Genomic DNA, 19051 nt, shown 5'->3' on the forward strand with positions numbered 1-19051 from the left:
GCATGAAAAAACTCATATTCACCGGCTGTACTGCACTACTCCTGCTATTGGGCTGGCGCTGCTCAGACAGTTTCCTGGACAAACAGCCGCTGTCACTTGATGAAAACGCACTGGCCAACAAAAAAGGGGTGAATGCCATCCTGGTTGGCGCTTACTCCCTGCTGGACGGCATAGGCGCCGGCGGCAGCTATGAGCAGACCGCTTCCAACTGGAGCTTTGGCAGTATTCGCGGCGGCGAAGCCCACAAAGGCGCTGATCCCAGCAGTCAGCCGGATATCAACAACATTGAAAGATATGAATCCAACCCTACGGATAATTACTACCTGGGTAAGTGGCGTACCTTGTACGATGGCATTGTAAGGGCCAATAACACGCTGAAAGTACTGCGCAAGGTAACAGACATGAGCGAGGCAGAAAAAATCAATGTAGCGGCACAAGCACGCTTTCTGAGGGCATTCTATCACTTCGAGGCCAAGAAGCTGTGGAACAGGGTGCCCTACCTGGACGACAACGTAACAGAGCTGAACCCGAAGGTACCCAACGATCATGATATCTGGCCGGAGATTATGAATGACCTGCAGTTCGCAATGGACAACCTGCCTGAAACGCAGGACGCTGTCGGGCGCGTGAACAAGTGGGTGGCCACCGCCTATCTCGCTAAAGCGTATATGTATCAAAGCAACTACACAGCAGCCAAACCGCTGATAGAAGCCGTGCTTACCAATGGCCAGAACTCACGTGGGGTAAAATACCGGCTGAACGATTGCTTCCATGATAATTTCAACCCGGCAACAAAGAACAGCCCTGAAGCCATACTGGAAGCACAGACCTCTGTAAACGATGGCGCCAACGGCGGTAACGGCAACCAGGGCGACGCACTGAACTATCCCTATACAGGAGGCCCCGGTAAATGCTGCGGCACCTTTCAGCCCAGCCAGGATCTTGTGAATGCCTACAAAACGGATGTTAACGGGCTGCCCATGATGGGTACTTATAACCTGGAAGATGTGAAGAATGATGAGGGCATTCCCTCCGATCAGCCTTTCACGCCCTATACCGGTGCGCTGGACCCGCGCCTGGACTGGACCGTTGGACGCAGGGGCATTCCTTACCTGGACTGGGGCCCGCACCCCGGCGCTGCCTGGATCCGCAACCAGGCTTATGCAGGGCCTTATAGCCCCAAAAAAAACGTCTACTACCAGGAGCAGCAGGGCAAATTTACCGATGCCTCCAGCCCTACCGCAGTAGCCAATAATGTGAAGCTGCTGCGACTGGCGGAAGTGATCCTCTGGGCAGCAGAATGCGAGGCCGCCATCGGCGACCCGGATAAGGCCAGGCTGTATGTGAACCAGCTGCGCAGCCGCGCCCGCAACGGTTGTGTGGTACAGCTGCCCGATGGTACACCTGCCGCCAATTACAACGTAGATATCTACAAAGAAGCCTGGACATCCCGCAGCGCAGCCATGCAGGCTGTGCGGTTTGAAAACAAGCTGGAACTGGCGATGGAAGGCCACCGCTTCTTTGACCTGGTAAGATGGGGCATTGCAGATACAGCATTGAACACCTACCTGGCTAAAGTATCCGTAAAAAGAGTATATCTTAAAGGAGCCGTTTTCACGAAAGGCGTAGATGAATATTACCCGATTCCACAGACAGAGATACAGAACAGCTACCTGAACGGTCAGGCTACTTTACAACAAAACCCGGGATATAAATAATCAAACTAACATGATGAACATACGTAAACTAAGAACAGGCATTTTAACCACCCTGCTGGCATTACTGGCAGGCGGCCATGACGCTGCCGCGCAACCGGCAGACAGCTATGACATCTGCGTGTACGGCGGCACCGCTGCGGGCGTAACTGCAGCCTATACGGCAAAGAAACTGGGCAAGAGCGTATTGCTGGTAGAACCTGGCAAACACCTGGGCGGCATGACCAGCGGCGGACTGGGATATACGGATATCGGCAACAAATTTGCCATCACCGGACTGGCGCGCGATTTCTACCGGCGTATTGGCCGTCATTACGGCAAGTTTGAACAATGGATCTTTGAGCCGCATGTGGCAGAAAACATCCTGAATGACTATATACAGCAAGCACAGGTACCGGTGCTCTATGGTTACTATATTACCCAAGCTGATAAGCAGCAGGGCAGCATACAATCCATCACATTGGATAAAGCAGAAGGCAACGGCCCCGCACAGCGTACCATCAGGGCAAAGATGTTCATTGACTGCAGCTATGAAGGCGACCTGATGGCCCGCGCAGGGGTGAGTTATACCATTGGCAGGGAAGCCAACAGCGACTATAACGAAACATGGAACGGTGTTCAGCTGCTGGATAAGCACCAGTTTCCTGATGGCATTGATCCTTATAAAGAAAAGGGGAATGCTTCCAGCGGATTATTATGGGGCATCAGCCCCGAGCCGCCGGCTAAAAACGGTGCGGGCGATAAAAAGGTACAGGCCTATAATTTCCGTATCTGCCTGAGCAGCGATCCTGCCAACCTGATACCCATTACACAGCCTGACAACTACGATCCTTCCAGGTATGAGCTGCTGGTAAGAGTGCTGGAAAAGAACCGCTGGAAAAACCTATGGGGCGGACTGAAGTTTGACCTGATGCCGAATAATAAAACGGATATCAACAACAACGGTCCCTTCTCCACAGACATGATCGGTATGAACTATGATTACCCGGAAGCTGATTATGCCACCCGCAAAAAGATCATCAAGGCGCATGAAGATTATAACAAAGGCCTGCTGTATTTCATCGGCCATGATCCCCGGGTACCAGAAGATTTGCGTACCGAGATGCTGAAATGGGGTTACCCCAAAGATGAGTACACCGATAATGGCGGATGGTCTTTCCAGCTCTATGTGAGGGAAGCCCGCAGGATGATAGGCCAGTATGTAATGACACAACACAACTGCGAAGGCAGGGAAGTAGTAAAAGATGCGATCGGCATGGCTGCCTATACCATGGACTCTCACAACTGTCAGCGCGTAGTGGTAAATGGGATGGTAAAGAATGAAGGAGATGTGCAGAAAGGTACACCCGGCCCCTACCCTATTGCATACCGTTCGCTGGTGCCCAAACCAAAGGATTGTAAAAACCTGCTGGTGCCCGTGTGCTTATCTGCCACGCACATTGCCTATGGTTCTATCCGTATGGAGCCGGTGTTCATGGTGCTGGGCCAGTCTTCTGCCACCGCTGCAGTAATGGCTATCAATGACGGCAAAGCAGTGCAGGACATCAACGTAAAAGCTTTACAGCAAAAGCTGAAAGAAGACCCGCTGGTAGACGGCAGCATTCCTGAAGTACTGGTAGATGATGCTGATAAAACATTCCTGCAGACAAAAGGCCAGTGGCAGCAAACGAAAGCTTCGCACAACTATGGCACTTCTGTTACCACCGCCAACAGCGGCAGCATCCGCTTTACACCGCCCATGCAGCATGAAGGACGGTACACCATCTATTACTACAACATTGCCAAACAGGGCAAAGCGCCCGCTGTTAATTTCAACATCGTATCTGCAGATGGCAACAAAACCATGCGGCAGCCGCTGGAAGAACATGGCAATGAATGGGTGCCACTGGGATCTTACTCCTACAAGAAAGGTTCACCTTATTACATAGAGCTTTCCCTGCCGGAGGGCGTACAGGGCGATATGATGGCAGACGCGGTATTGTGTGTACCTGAGTAGCGGGTACTAAAACCTGAATTGCAGGCGGCAGGTAAATATGTCGTCTTTAACATCTGTGGTATAGCCTTGAAGGTCTGTTGACTCATTCCTTACAAGGTCATACCACAGTGTTAACCTGAGATGTTCATTAATGTGATAAAGATAGCCTGCGCCGAAAGTATCGAAGCGAAGATCGGCCTCGGTGGTGTTGCTGCCAGCCTGCCCTACCTGGTGGCCGCTGATATCGCTGTTGGGATCATACCAGTCGTATTTCAGGCCCAGCTGGTGCTGGGGGCTTCCCAGATGTTGCAGGAAGTAAAAGTAAGCGCCGTCAAATTTCCTTACATACAAAGGCAATTTAGCGCCGGCAGCATCTTCGGGAATAGCGCCCGGCGTTTCACTGGTAGCGGCGGTAGCGGTTTGTGTTCCGCGAATGTATTCTGCCCTGAACTCCGTAAAACCCTTTTTGCCATTTGGTATCTTCAACTGTACATCCGCACCGTAATAATGGCGGGGCGCTATCTTTCCTTCATTTGAAAGCGTGGAATCTACATTAAACCCTGGCTTACCATCCACCACGGTGCCTGATCTGTAAATGTAGCGGGTGAATTGCTGCATGCCGCCGTACAGGCAGGAGATACCTCCTGAGATACGCCAGCCTTTTGTATTCAACGTATAGGGTTTGAGCGCTATACGGGCAATGAGATCCTTGTGGCTGTCAAAATCAGACGGGCCGGCCAGCCCCTGGCCATTGAACAAGCCCGCATCTATCCTGAAATGCCGCAGCGGATGGTCTTTGCGGCGTGGCTCAAAAGTGACCATCGCGCCAAGATCGCGCTCTGTTCTCATAAGTATCTGCGACATACGTCCGCGTTCCGGGCTTTCGCGGTCTACAGAGGCCAGGTTCACTTCATAGCCGAAGGGTCTTGCAAACATCCCCCCGCTTATGGAAAACACATTCCACTTGTTTTCAAACACACGCCCGTAAAAATCTCTTGCAAATACCCCTCTCTCTGTGCCGTCAAACTGGAAAGCGAAGGCTACCATGGGCATGCCATTATCGTAATAACGTTCATAATCCAAACGAATGCGGCCCCTGCGCAGCATAAAGCGGTTATTGACTGCTTCCGGAAAATCGCCCCCGGAATAGTTTTTAGCGCCTTTACTGCCGGCATACTGGAACTGCGGCTGAATATAGCCACTGAAACGCAGCGCGTCGTACTTCTTGTACATAGAAAACATTCCCTTTCCCAGGGAGGTGGAAGTGTCTATCATATCCATAAGGAACTGTCCCCTGGCAACACCCGCCAGCAAAAGGAACAGGCACAACACCGGCAAACGTCTCATTGTCCGCATATTTTTTGGTTGAACATTAAGCCGCAAAAGTAGGGCCAGGACCGATACAATCAAAATTGGAAATAGATCGGTATCATGGGCTGCGTGGTTTTTACCTGGATCAGCAGCCAGATGAACAGCACCATAATGGCAATACTGCCTGCTACCGGTACCCGGGTCAGGGCTCGTTCCATCTGTTGCTGCCCCCCGGCGCCCGCGAGGAAATGCAGCGCAAAACCCAGCAGCATCAGGCCGAATACGGTACTGTAGCCCTGGTACAGCTCGCGCCATATACCGGGTTGAAAGTCGTACGCAATCTGGTGCAGCAGGGCCCAGGCGTCCTGGAAAGTTGCGGCCTTAAAGAAGATCCAGCAGAAGCACACAAAATGGAAGGTGATGAGGATGCCCAGTACTTTGAAGGCGTATTTGCCTACACCTTTGAACCCGATGCCGGAACGCTTTAACCAGGTGATCCTTACCTTATCCACCGCCAGCGCAAAGCCATGCAGGCCGCCCCAGAATATGAAGTTCCAGCTGGCGCCATGCCAGAAACCGCCAATCAGCATGGTCAGGGCCAGGTTCAGGTATTGCCTGAATTTTCCTTTGCGGTTACCGCCCAGGGGTATGTAGAGGTAATCACGCAGCCAGGAAGAAAGGGAGATATGCCATCTGCGCCAGAACTCCGTAATGCTGGCGCTTTGATAAGGTGTTTCAAAATTGGGGGGTATTTTGAAGCCGGTCCAGCGGGCAATACCGATGGCCATATCTGAATAGCCGGAGAAATCGCAGTAGATCACCAGCGCATAACCATATACGCCCAGCAGGCACTCCAGACCGGTGTGCCGGGTAGGATCGTCAAAAATATACTGAACAAAGTTCAGGTAGATAAAATCAGAGACCACTACTTTTTTGAATAGTCCGCTGATGATGAGATACATGCCTTTACCAATGTCTTCCGACTGCAGATGGTAGGGCTGGGAGATCTGCGGGATGAAGTCTGCCGCCCTTACGATCGGTCCCATCATCAGTTTCGGGAAGAAGGACAGGAAGAAGAGGTAGTCCATAAAATTGTCTACCGGCTTTATCTCCCGGCGATACACATCAATGGTATAGCTCAGGTTCTCGAAGGTGTAGAAGGAAATACCGATGGGCAGCAGCAGGTGCAGGGGACGAATATGACCGCCCGAAATATCATTCATGATACCGATAAAGAAATCGGTATACTTGAAATAGAACAGCAGGCCTATGTTGATGATAATACTGAATACCAGCAGGAATACCCGCAAGGGGCGTTTCTGCGCATGATAAATCCAGCGGGAAAGGTTGAAATCGACAATGGCCGATAAGATCACCAGTCCTACATAAAAGCCGCAGGCCTTATAAAAGAAGTACAGGGAAAACAGCGTGTATACCCATACCCGGCCTGTTTTACTGCGCGCTACGGCCAGATAGCACAGGAGAAAGAGCGCAAAGAAATAAAAGAAGAAGGCGCTGTTGAACAGTACGGGATCCTTAGGATTGTACAGGAGTACTGACAGCAGTTTGTGAATGTCTATATCAAATATCCTTTCCATGGTTTTCCAGGTATGCTTTATATGCCTGCTGCAACGCTTCGTACAGTAAACGGCCCTGCAGCTGGTAACCGCGTGCGTTAAAGTGTATATGATCCGGCGCCCATCCGGCGGCAAAGCTGCTCTTCATGGCTTTATTCAGCGCATTGAAGTTCCAGCAGGCCAGACCATTATCGCGGCAGTATTGAACGATCTGTTGTGTTACCATTCCTATAGCCGGGTTAGGATAGTGACTAACACGGTAATAGGTCCGGTATTTTTGCCCCACCTTCTTACGGAAAGCCTTGCGCGTAGTGCGCATACATTCCGGCGGTGTAGTCAGCAGGATGGGCACATCCGGCTGCTGTTGCCGCAGCAGGTGCACGGTACTGTCTATCTGTGCGGTGATGGCAGTTGCACTTAAACCGCTGTAAGCTTCGTTGGTGCCCAGTGAAATGATGACCAGCTGCGGTTGCAGCACCTGCATCTGCGCCGTTAGCGTGAGCGGGTTATCCATATAGTGCTGGAACATTGCACCATTGATGCCGATAGCGTGGTACAACACCCCATTGCTGCCATTCTGTATGATCGCACCGTAGAACAGGAAAGGCCCTGTGCCTTTGTTGTCCCAGCGCGTCTGAAAAGACTGCACGGCAGACCGAAATTCAAGCGTGGCCTTACTGAGCGTAGGTGTACCCACAAATGGCGCAGGCGTAATAGTGACTGCTGCACCCGGCGCCAGTACGCTGCCTTCGGTAGAACCCGCGTCGTAAAAGAGCTGCGCCCTGCTGACGGCATCATCCAGCCCGTTCACCGAGCGGCCATTGAAATACAAGGCAGGCGATTTGCTGCCTGTAGTGATCACAATAGCTCCCGGTCCCGGTGCATATTCTTTATATCGGTCTATCACCTTATCTGTCTGCCACCTTACCGTACTGTTCCAGCGGTAATCGTCCGGGCCGTTGGTACCTGCCAGGTTGTAGGGAAACGTCCATCCGCGGCCTGCATTCCCGAACTCCTTTTGCAGTGCTGCGCCGGTGGCCACGGGGTAGCTGCCCGCCTGAATGTGTGAATCCCCCAGGTGAAGGATGCTCACCACATTACTGTCTGCCTGCTGCAACGCTTCAAAAAAGCGGTACAGCGCAGTATCCTGCTGGATGGTGTTAGGCACAGCGGGTTTAACGCTTTGTGCCAGAACTGTTCCGCCGGTAATGACTGCTCCTATGAAAACCGTAAATGCGAAGCTGACGCTTTTTTTACGGGAGTTCCTCCTCGCTGAATTCATCCATGATCGCTTTGTACAACAGCGCTCCCACCCTGCGCGCTCCGTATGTGGTAAAATGTGTATGATCTTTTTTGCCGTAGGCAGGACTCTCCTGTACCCAGCGTGCCATTGAGCCTTCGCCACCCATGGCGGCAAAAAGGTTCCAGTAGGCAGTGCCGTTATCTTCGGCCAGCTCATGTTGTGTTTTGAGCAGCGGGCGTACACCCGGCGCCGTTACAAAATGATCTTCCTTCATGTATCCTCTGTCTGCAGTGCCTACGATCAGGAAGGAAGTATTGGGCCAGTTCTTACCAAAGGAATCCATTACTTTCTGCATGGACTGCCCGTACCAGTTATAATCTGTGAGTTCGGGGCGGAACAGCACGTTGGCGCCGTAGTGGATCACCACCAGGTCGTACGTGTGCGCCTGCTGCATTTGCCGGATCATCTGGCCGCTAAGGTGTGCCAGTTCCAGGCCGGTGATGCCCCTGAAAGAATAATTGTCTACAAACACGCCGCTATCGCTTTCAAAACTGAGGCCATAAAGAGCAGGCGGAGTGTCGCCGCCACCAAATTTCAGCGTCACGGATTGCTGTACATCGCTTTGCGGCAGCACCAATTCATTCAGCACATCAGCACCATTCAGCGTATAAGGTTTGTCGTTAATCAGCAGGTTGGTGTTGGCAGCCGGACCATAGAGCAGTCCTACCCGGTTAAAGTGGTTCAGTCCGGGCTTTTGTACGGGACTGTATTTCACCCAGCTTTCGGGTCCGGGTACAAATGCATGGCCGCAAATACCCAGGAGTGTATTTTCGGGCGGTTTATTCTTGAAGTGATAATCTCTCCAGTCTTCAGAAAAAGTGTGGCGGATAGATGTGCGCCATTGAGCCACCACGGAAGTGATCTGTACAAAACCAATGCCTTCGCCGCCAAAACGGGCCTGGAGACTGTCACGCAGATCGCCGGTGATCAGGTCAGCCTCTATCATGGAGTCACCAAAATAGGCAATACGTACTTTCTTTCTTTTATGGGCGTGAAGGTCCTGGAGCGCGTTGAGGAAGTGCGTCAGGTCTTTGCTCATACCGGTGGAATCCTGGTATTCCTGGATCCCGGTATAGGTCATGTAATCGTAGGTGCGGTGACGCCGGCCGGAGACCGGGGCCACTACTGCCTGGATAGTGTCTGCAGGCGGTGCAGGTTTGATGAGGGCTACCGGCGGCGCGGCAGGTGCGGGGGCAGGGATGGTGCGCCTGATATCCGCCAGCATATCTACCTGGCGAATGCTGAGCCCTTTTACGGAAATGTTTTTGCTGACTACAGACAATCCAAAAAGGCACACCATGGTACCCGCAATAATATAGAAAGGATGTGCAGACCTGTTGTTGGCTGGCATGTGATGTATAGTTAGGATGAATGCTGAATGCTAGTGGTGAATGTTTAATGCAAGTCACACCTGCGTTCAGCTTTCAGCATTCTTTGCATAATCCATTTGGGTGTCCAGTTTATACAATTTATACTTCTTAATGAGATTAGAGACCCTTCTGATCCATTCATGACCGGCGGTACTGTAACCGGAACGGTTCATATGGTCCAGCCATACGGCATATTCTGCTTTACCTTTCAGCTGGGGATACCATTTTTTACGGGCGAGCAGTTTTACGAAGTGCTCATAACAGGCGGTATCAGACTTGAACTCCCTGTATTTGGAGCGGTAGGTAGGATGTTTTTTAGCGAGCGAATTGCGGCCTACAATGCCGAAGTGGTTATGTAATAACCTGGCGTTACGGCTGGTGCCCATACCCGATTCCAGCATGCCTACACCCAGTATAACGCTGGCGGGTATACCGGTTTCGTTCATTAGTTTGATGGAAAGATCCTGGAACTTATCCAGGTAACGTCTTTTAACCTGTTGCGCGTGCGTAGTCTGCGACGGCAACAGGAAGAATATCACCGCACAAAACCATACCAATCCGCTGAGTAGTTTTTTGCCTCTCATGGCAGTACTTTTTTGTGTTTAGTCAATTTACAAAATTATGTAATATAATTGATAGTTGTGGTTAAATCCGCGCTTTATTTATAACAATCCCCTTTGATACCTTATTTCATGAGGCGTCAAAGGGGATCCTGGTTTAAAAGGGCAGCTGCCTATTGCAAAATATATGTCGTTATTGTTTTATTTCCTTTACGAGGTCTATCCTGAGCTCCTGCAGCTGGGCGTCGTCTATGCTGCTTGGAGCGTCGAGCATTACATCGCGGCCGGAGTTGTTCTTCGGGAAAGCGATGAAATCCCGGATGCTTTCGCTGCCGCCCAGCAATGAACAGAGGCGGTCAAAGCCGAAGGCGATACCGCCGTGGGGTGGAGCGCCATATTCAAAGGCCCCCAGCAGGAAGCCGAATTTGTGGCGTGCTTCGTCAGGGCTCATACCCAGTGCGGCGAACATTTTTTCCTGCAGGTCGCGCTGGAAGATACGTATGGAGCCGCCGCCTATTTCTGTTCCATTCAGCACAATATCGTATGCATTTGCTTTGATCTGTCCGTATTTCGTGGTGTCGTCCATCAGCGCCAGCTGGTCGGGCTTGGGCGATGTAAAGGGGTGGTGGCGTGCCACCCAGCGGTTTTCCTCTTCTGCATACTCAAACAGCGGGAAGTCTATCACCCATAACGGTTTAAACTCGTTTTTGTTGCGCAGTCCGAGGCGTTCGCCTATTTCCAGGCGCAGCTCACTCATGGCCTTGCGGGTACGTTCTTCCCGGCCAGCCAGCACCAGGATGAGATCTCCGGGTTGCGCCTGTGCTTTTTCGGCCCAGGTTTTCAGTTTGGTTTCGTCAAAGAATTTATCCACAGAGCTTTTCAGCGTACCGTCGGTGTTATACTTCACGTAGATCAGGCCATTCATGCCTATCTGGGGGCGTTTCACCCATTCTGTCAGCTCGTCCAGCTGTTTGCGGGTGTACTCGCTCAGGCCTTTGGCGTTAATAGCCACCACCAGCTCTGCTTCGTCAAACACTTTAAAGCCCTGGCCTTTTACCAGGTCAGTGAGGTTAACCAGTTTCATGTCGAAACGGATATCCGGTTTATCGTTGCCATAGAACTCCATGGCATGATCCCAGGTCATACGGGGGAAAGGCTCGTTGAAGGTAATGCCCTTGATCTCCTGGAAAACATGTTTTACCATGTCTTCAAAGGTGTTCAGGATATCTTCCTGTTCTACGAAGCTCATTTCGCAGTCAATCTGGGTGAATTCAGGCTGGCGGTCAGCGCGGAGGTCTTCATCGCGGAAACATTTTACGATCTGGTAGTAGCGGTCGTAACCACTTACCATCAGCAGCTGTTTGAATGTTTGCGGAGATTGCGGCAGGGCGTAGAACTCGTTGGGGTTCATACGGCTGGGCACAACGAAATCGCGGGCGCCTTCCGGGGTGGATTTGATCAGGAAGGGCGTTTCAATATCCATGAATCCCCTGCTGTCCAGGAAATTGCGTACAGACCTGTTCACGCGGTAGCGCAGTTCCAGGTTCTTCTTCACCTCATTACGGCGCAGGTCGAGGTAGCGGTATTTCATCCGCAGCTCATCGCCGCCATCGGTATCATCCTGGATGGTAAAGGGTGGCGTTTTCGCCGTATTGAGGATCTTATACGAACTCACGGTGATCTCTACATCACCGGTAGGGATATTTTTATTCTTATTGGTACGTTCGGTAACGGTACCGCTTACCTGCAATACAAATTCGCGGCCCAGGGGAGTTTCGTCCAGCTGGTTATTGAGGGACTCACCAAACAGCAGCTGGGTAATACCATAGCGGTCGCGCAGGTCAACAAAGGTGATGCTGCCGAATTTTCTTACTGTCTGTACCCAGCCTGCCAGGTTCACCTCCTGACCCACATGATCCATCCTAAGCTCTCCACATGTATGCGTTCTGTACATATCTAAAAATTGAATTGTTTGAGGTTTGAGGTCCGACGTTTGACGTTTGGCTACAGGCATGCTTCCCTGAACTTCAAACCCCAAACTTCAAACCTCAAACTACGTTTGTTGGGGGGCAAATATACATTTTAAGGCCTGCATTTGCACCAGTTCACCCATTAAAATATCGTCTAATATCAGTTTCAGGCAGCAGGGGAAGGCCCTCCAGGAGGTGACGGCTCAGCATATCTGCCATATAGGGAGCCAGTGAGCAGCCCTTGGTACCCAGGCCGTTAAACATGCCGAGCGCCGGACAAGCCGGGTGCAAACCCATGATAGGGCGGCGGTCTTTACCCGAGGGGCGTATACCCGCCTGCTGTTCCTGTACGGTGTAGGGCACTTTCAGCAATTGCCGGAGCCCCTCTTCCAGGTAGGCCCTTTTTTCCGGGGTAGGCAGTTCATCAGGATAGTCCCAGGCAAAGGTGGAGCCTACCCAGAAAACCTCTTTCTCCTGGGGTACCAGGGTGATGCTGCGTTTGATGATGTTTTCCGTGATCAATCCCGGTACATGTACTTTCAGCACCTCACCCTTGTTGAGGAGGTAGGGAATGTGAGGTCCGAACCAGGGGTTGGCGACCGTTTGCGCCCCTTCGCAGAAAATAAGGGCGCGGGCACTGATGCCTTTGTAATTTACTCCCTGTGCACTGATCTGTAAATGGTCCGTGTCCAGGCGCTCTTCCCGCAGCAGCTGTCTCTCCTGTAAATAGCTCCGCCAGGCGGGAAGGAGATTATGCAGCAGTACCGTAGCGCCTTTTACAATAGCTGCGCCATAAGGCTGGTGCAGCCAGGCGTCCCAAAAGGAAGTGTCTGCAGGCTGTGTATATTGCCGGGCCGCCCCGGAGGTGGTTTTGGTATTAAAAGCCGTTCGCAGCTGTTCGGAAGGCAGCACCATCCAGATATCTCTTTCCCGGAAAACCGGCACGTTTAACAGCTGTTGCAGCTGCTGATAGGTACGCATGGCAAAAGGGTATATCTCATCGTACATCCAGCCCATTTCAAACCGGCGGCCTGAAACCGGGTTGATCACACCGGCGGCAATGCGGGAGGCGCTGTTGGCCTTGTATTCATCGATTACGAGTATACGCTGCCCCGCCTGCAACAGTGTGTAGCTGAGCATAGTGCCGGCTATTCCCTGGCCTGTAATGATGTAGTCAAACTCCATGGCACTCATTTCACCACATTTACATTCATCCCTTCACTGTGTGCGCTGAACTCAGGCGCATACATACACTGCGCTGTGCTGATACCATTGGAGAACTTACCTTCATGCGTTACGAACAGGGTGTATTCAAACACATGAACACCTTTGGGCAGATAGCTGAAGAAGAAATCCGTGGAGGCATCTTTGGTGCTTTCGTAATAGCTCAGCCCATTCTGCCATTTGTTGGCGCTGATCACATTCAATGGTTCAAAGCAGGCAGCGCGCATATCGCGGAGATGAATGTATTCCATATCCTTGTCTGCACGCAGTACCACCCGCACTTTCACCCGGTCGCCTATTTTCAGCTGCCTGCCTGCTGTGATGGGCGTTAATACAGGGCCTTTCTCATTGATGGCCTGAATGAACAGCTGCTTTTCAATTGACAGCGGCGTTTGAGCGGCAGTTATTTTATCCAGCTGCTCAAAGTACTGCCAGTATACGGCGCCCCAGGCTGGCTGTCCCTGGCTGTTCTGCAATGATACCTGTATATTGCCCATGGCGGCCTTTACTGCTTTGGCATCTATACGTTTTTTGAAATAACCCGTACCTGCTTCTGCAGGCTGATTGGCGGAGCTGATAGTTTCAGCGCCCAGCTGTATGCTTACCTGCGGATTGGCAGTAAGCCAGTTATTGCCGCTGAGCAGCATGGCATAGCAGGCATCAGCTGTAGCTTTGGTGGTATGCCAGTTATTGGTTTGCTTATTCTTCAGCAGCCATGTTTTCATATCATCCACAGCGGCGGTGTCGTTGGCCACTACATCAAAAGCCTCTATTAGCATGGCCTGGGTTTCTATTGGCGCCTGGTACCACCAGTATCCCCATTGCTCTTTCCAGTACATACCCATTTCTTCACTACGGATGGCATGTTCTTTCAGTGACTTTAATATAGCCGCAGGCGTTACTTTGTCATTATTCCTGTACAGGGCAATGGCTGCCATAGCCTGTACATAGCGGTTCTGCTGCTGCCAGTATGTTTTAGCCTGGGAGAAGTAGTAATCATATGCAGGCTGTATTTCCTTTGCCACCGGTCTTTCCTTAAAGAAGCTGCGCATGTAGAGGTAGTGCAGCTGGATGCCGCTGACCTGCTGTTTCTTCATGTCCGCCTTTGATTTGAGCAGGGCATGATAGTCCTGGTCCAGGCGAAGGTCCAGATAGTTCAGGGCATTATTCATCAGCTGCTGCAGGTCGCTCTTTTGTTCAGGCGTAAGGGCATTCAGCTGTTGCAGGCGACCCATACCTGCAACAATGTACTGAGTAATAAAACGGTCTTCCCACATGCCGTTAAACCAGGGGAAAGCGCCGGAGGGCAGCTGCATTTGTTTCAGCTGGTCCAGCGCGTGAGACAGTTCTCCGCTCATACGGTGCAGGTCAAACAGCAGGGCAATACGTTTCTTCTGCTCAGCTTCGTTCCTGGCCTCCAGCACCCAGGGCGTTTGCTGCAGCAGTACTGCTTTCAGCGCTTCATTCTTCTGCAGGTTGCTTTGCAATGCAACCGTATCTGTTTTTGCCCATTTGCCGAAGATGGTTTTGATTTCAGGCAGGGCATTTACCATATGCGCTGCCAATGCATTTGCGTAGTAACGATTGAATACCTGTTCTGCACACTGATGCGGATACTCCATGAGATAAGGCAATGCCTGTACGGCGTACCAGGCAGGGTTGCCGGTAAACTCTACCGTTACCGCATGCTGACGCAGGGTTTCGGAAGTATCACTGTGCAGCAGTTTATTGAAGCTGAACTGGCGTGTACCATCGCCGCGCAATGCCAGGGGCAGGGTTTCTGTTACCAGCATACTGTTGGTGAGCACCGGTAATGCGTTCTCTTCCCCATCGCTGAAGGCGCCTGACTGGGCTACTATGCGGTACAACAATGCGCTGTTGAAGTTGTACGGTATCTGCACGGGGAAGGTGACCAGTGTGCTCTGTCCTTTCTGTACGGTAAAATGCTGTACCGGGAAGATATTCTGGAACCATCCATCTACCGGCTGCATGGTAGTGGCATCCAGCAATTCCAGCCGCGCCTGGCCAATGAGGGTGCTATCTGCCAGGTTACTGATCTTGGCGCTGAACTGCATGTTATCGCCTTCACGCATAAAGCGCGGAGCGTTGGGCTGTACCATTAAAGGCTTTTGTGTGACGATGCTTGCTTCCGTGTAGCCCATCGCCATCTCCCTGGTATGCGCCAGGCCCAGGAAACGCCAGCGGGTAAGGGCTTCGGGCACTGTGAATGTCAAAGAGATGTTGCCTTCTTTATCTGTATGCAGATCAGGGAAGAAGAAAGCGGTTTCATTAAAGTTCTTACGGGGAGTAACTGTTTGGGGGGCTTCTGGTTCGGGTGTGGGTGTGGGTGTAGCCGAGTCCTGCGCCACTACTGATACTTCCAGCCTGGCGTTGGCGTTCATGGCTGCCGGGGCAGGAGGCGCCATTGCCATCACCTCCCTGCTGTCATCTGCTCTTGCGGCCTCTGCTCTGACGGCTCCTGCATACATTCTTTTATACTGCACATTTCCTTCCAGCCAGTCAAACCAGTTCAGCGCATCATAGGTAATGGCGCTGTCTTTTACTGGCGGCTGCGGCGGGAAGCGGTTGAACGATTGCCGGCTGGTAAAGTTATCGGACTGTTCCCATTGCGGACCGGCGCTGAAGCTGGGGTAAATGGAGGGCAATGACCAATCCTGTTTCCGGAATGCATCCAGGGAAGCATCGTACATAGCGCCCAGCAGTTCTGCGGCTACCTGGTCTTTTTTAGGGCCTTTGATCTGCACTTGCCATTGTTCTGATGCACCAGGCAACAGTTTATCCCGATGTGCCGCCAGCTTTACTTCCAGTACTTTATCGCTCCAGGGCACATTTACTGTTTGTGTCCATTCAAATACACGGTTATCTCTCACGGCAGTGTATTGCAGGCGCAGCCCGCCGCGGTCCTTTTCTGTTAACGTAAGCGCAGCTGGCTGCCGGCGGTCTGAAAGCCGGATAAAGTTGTCTTCCGGCTGCTGATCCCAGCGTTCCAATGTTCTCAGTACATAAAGATCCTTTACAGTAGTGCCGAGTACAGGTGCTATTTTTTGTCCGGGCAGATAGGCGCTATCCTCAAATTGTACACTGAAATACGTTGGAAATGGAAGTGACTTTTCATCTTCATCTATCCGGTTGAATACTTTCTTTTGTATTACCGTATTACCCAGGCGGTCTTTAGCGCTTACCACCAGCTCATACCATCCGGGCGGGTTGTTTTTACTTGTCCAGTTAACGGCGCCGTTCGCAGTGGTAGTGAATTTCGCTTCATACACTGCAGTACCGCGCTGCCAATTTGCCGGCTGATCTTCCTGTTTATATACATCCAGGGGGAAATAGTTGAGGTATTCTTTTTCAGAAAGCACAAACTGATCGGGCGCTTTCCAGTAGCGGGGACGAATCAGCCTGCCGGGATGCTGCAAAGGCACCAGCTGCACATTTACTTCAGCCGGTTCAAATGTACCGTTCAGATTTGTTGTAGTGATCTTCAGTTTATCAAAACCTTTGGCGGTTACCTGGATGGGCAGGTCTACCTTCACTTCCAGCAGCTGGTAGGCGGCGGCTACTTTTTCCTGGCCGCTGCGGGTTTCGCCATTGAGATCTGTTACATCTGCATAAATACGGTAAGTAAAAATTGGCTTCAGTTCAGGTTTTACCGTCTTGTCTGGCACTGCGGCAAAGCGAATGGTGAAGCTGCCATCTGCAGCCGTCTGCAATTCGCCATGTGTTATTTCGCGGCCTGCAACGGAGGGAGCGGGCCTGAAGCTAAACATCCAGAAGTAGGGATAACGTGCTTCACGTACTACACGATACTTTACTGAAGCGCCGTCAATATTATTACCGGCGTAGGCAAGGGCTTTGCCGTGTATAGTAACTGTATCGCCTATACTGTAACTACCCTTTACGGTATCAAATTCTACGTAGAATTTAGGACGTTTGTATTCTTCAACAGAGAAATCCGTTACACCCGGCGCGCGGGTATCTGCCAGCGTGAATGAGCCATTAAGGCGGCCTTCGGGCAGTTTGAAACGCCCGTTGTAAGAGCCATAATCATTGGTGGTTACTCCGATGGTGTCTATTTGTTCGCCGTTGGCATCCATTAATTTTACGGTAGTGCTATAGTTGGGCAATACAGCACTTTCCCTGCTGCCATTATTCTTCTTAACAACGATGCCTTTGAAATAAACGGTTTGCCCGGGGCGGTAGATGGCGCGATCAGTGAACAAAAAGCTCTGGGGCAGTTCCGGTTCCCTTCCTTCCACTTCATTGTTCCGGTAAAGGTATTTGAAGTTATCAGGGAAGAGGGTGTCTTTACCTGATATCCATTCCAGCCTTACGTTGCGGTACTGGTTGCTGATCGCTTTCGCTGTGCTTAGCCTGCCGTTATTATCTGAAGTGGCGGTGCTGATCAGCTGCTGGGTGGTTTCCATTCCTGTACGGTTGCTTCTGAGTGTTTCCCATATACGTAACTGTACGTTTTGTAATGGTTGCCCCGTTTCGCGGTGCAGTACCACATAGTCATTTACACGGTTAATATAGCTGATCTGTGACACATGAATGAATTGTACGGCCAGCATGCTGTTCTTTAAAGACATGTGCGGCATATTGGATGCTACGATCATGTACTGGCCCAGGGGTAGGGCATCGGTCTTTATTTCAACGCTATGTTCCCGATAGTCGCCAGGGTTCGGCAATGTCTGCTCCCATTGTTTCAATGCCTGGCGGTATAGGATCAATCGCCAGTATTTGTTGGTGGTATCACGATAGTCCTGCTGGGCTTTACGCAGCTCCTGGCGGAAAGCTTCATCTACACGCATAATGCGCAGGTAGATCTTGTCCAGGTTACGGTAGCTGACCAGTGTGCGAAAGGGTTTATCCGGCAGGTTAACCAGTTCTGTCTGCAGCCCGATGGATGCTGCTGTGATTCCCTGCAGCAGCTGGCGGCAATGGATGGCGCCATAGCTGCCAGGCGCATGTTCAATTGCTTTTTTACAGAGGGCCAGCGCCTGGGCTGCATAGCCTTTGGCGGCGGTATCCTGCTGCTGATCCAGCTGGTAATAGTGCTGGGCTAACTGGTACATGACCTGTGTTACCTCCTGTTCCTGTGAGTATGCCTGTTGCATCTGCTCCAGCGCTTTTGCATACAGTTCCTCTTTATTTTCCATTACTGCCACCTGGTATACGTACCTGATGCGCTCCAGGTCTGCATCCAGCAGTGGCGCCCGCCCTCCTTTCGCATGAAAGCGCAGCAGCTCCTGTAACAGTAGCAAGGCTTTATACTGCAGGGAGCTGGAGTCTGTTGTTGTAAACAAATGTGCGGCAAAAGCAGCTGCAGGCGCAAAGGCCTGAGCATCTTCCAGTTCGAAGAGATTGGCGGGTTGTGACAAACCGCTTTCACCTGACTTGAAATAATCCAGGGCCCGATGGGCCAGCAGATCGAACAAGGTAGGGCGCAGCGTACGGGCATTGCCTTTCTCGATAATATCATCATAAGGGGCCAGAGAAGTTTGCTGCAGGGCGGGAACATCTTTCAGCGATGCGCTGTAGGCGGCGCTTATTTCACTGTGCAGGCGGTCTATCCCCCAGGTATTGAGATCAGTGGTGGTATCTCCTTCCAGAGTAGTGCGGTTGTATAGCTGGTAGCGGTTGCGGCGCAGGTATTGCTGCAACAGCTCTCCCTTCATACTCAGTAGTATGGCGCGGTGTGCGCCGCGGCTGGATTGGATCTCCTTATCTATTTCGGTAAGGCTGGCAGCCCGCCCGTTATCTGTCAGCTGCTCACTGTATTTCATCCGGAAGATAAGCGCTTTGAGCTGCTGGCTTTCCTGTTTATCCTTACGGGCCTGGCGGTAAATTGCATCTACCGCTTCCATCGCAGAGCGGGGAAGCCCTTTAGCATCCAGGTCGCTGACTTTCTTCCATTCGTTCGTATAGTTATACTGGGCCATAACAGACGTATAAGAAACGGTGAATAACAGGGCTGCTAAAACAGTTAACAAGCGCATATAAGAGGTGTATTTTCCGGAAATAT

10 protein-coding genes are annotated in these 19051 nt (G+C 51.5%); 2 read left to right on the forward strand and 8 right to left on the reverse strand.

The window, feature by feature from the left end:
• Positions 1–2: 2 nt before the first annotated feature.
• Positions 3–1718 carry a RagB/SusD family nutrient uptake outer membrane protein gene (locus Q0577_RS24010; RefSeq protein ID WP_298740871.1) on the forward strand — a complete coding sequence of 572 codons (1716 nt, stop codon included), beginning with the start codon at positions 3–5 and terminating at the stop codon, positions 1716–1718.
• A gap of 10 nt (positions 1719–1728) precedes the next feature.
• Entirely contained in the window at positions 1729–3711 is a 1983-nt protein-coding gene (locus Q0577_RS24015) for an FAD-dependent oxidoreductase (protein ID WP_298740873.1), read from the forward strand.
• Between the two features lie 6 nt (positions 3712–3717).
• On the opposite strand, the gene Q0577_RS24020 is transcribed toward Q0577_RS24015, so the two are convergent.
• From Q0577_RS24020 to Q0577_RS24055, 8 genes are all read right to left on the reverse strand, one after another.
• Positions 3718–5037, reverse strand: a complete 1320-nt coding sequence (locus tag Q0577_RS24020) for a porin (protein ID WP_298740875.1) — start codon at positions 5035–5037, stop codon at positions 3718–3720.
• Between the two features lie 59 nt (positions 5038–5096).
• Complete coding sequence (locus Q0577_RS24025) at positions 5097–6599, reverse strand: MBOAT family O-acyltransferase (protein ID WP_298740877.1); 1503 nt, start codon at positions 6597–6599, stop codon at positions 5097–5099.
• Entirely contained in the window at positions 6583–7860 is a 1278-nt protein-coding gene (locus Q0577_RS24030; protein ID WP_298740879.1) for a GDSL-type esterase/lipase family protein, read from the reverse strand. Before Q0577_RS24030 ends, Q0577_RS24025 begins: the two co-directional genes overlap by 17 nt.
• Positions 7832–9232, reverse strand: coding sequence for a hypothetical protein (locus tag Q0577_RS24035; RefSeq protein WP_298740880.1), 1401 nt, complete (start codon positions 9230–9232; stop codon positions 7832–7834). Before Q0577_RS24035 ends, Q0577_RS24030 begins: the two co-directional genes overlap by 29 nt.
• Positions 9233–9298: 66 nt before the next feature.
• A complete protein-coding gene (locus tag Q0577_RS24040; protein ID WP_298740882.1) occupies positions 9299–9835 on the reverse strand; it encodes a glucosaminidase domain-containing protein in 537 nt (178 codons plus the stop codon).
• A gap of 169 nt (positions 9836–10004) precedes the next feature.
• Positions 10005–11765: an aspartate--tRNA ligase gene (aspS, locus tag Q0577_RS24045; protein WP_298740884.1), complete on the reverse strand. Its 1761-nt coding sequence runs from the start codon at positions 11763–11765 to the stop codon at positions 10005–10007.
• A 151-nt stretch (positions 11766–11916) separates the two neighbouring features.
• Complete coding sequence (locus tag Q0577_RS24050; RefSeq protein WP_298740886.1) at positions 11917–12975, reverse strand: FAD-dependent oxidoreductase; 1059 nt, start codon at positions 12973–12975, stop codon at positions 11917–11919.
• Entirely contained in the window at positions 12972–19025 is a 6054-nt protein-coding gene (locus Q0577_RS24055; protein WP_298740888.1) for an alpha-2-macroglobulin family protein, read from the reverse strand. The genes Q0577_RS24050 and Q0577_RS24055 overlap by 4 nt, the downstream gene beginning before the upstream one ends.
• Positions 19026–19051 lie beyond the last annotated feature (26 nt).

The organism is uncultured Chitinophaga sp., assembly GCF_937898475.1.
GTDB lineage: Bacteria > Bacteroidota > Bacteroidia > Chitinophagales > Chitinophagaceae > Chitinophaga.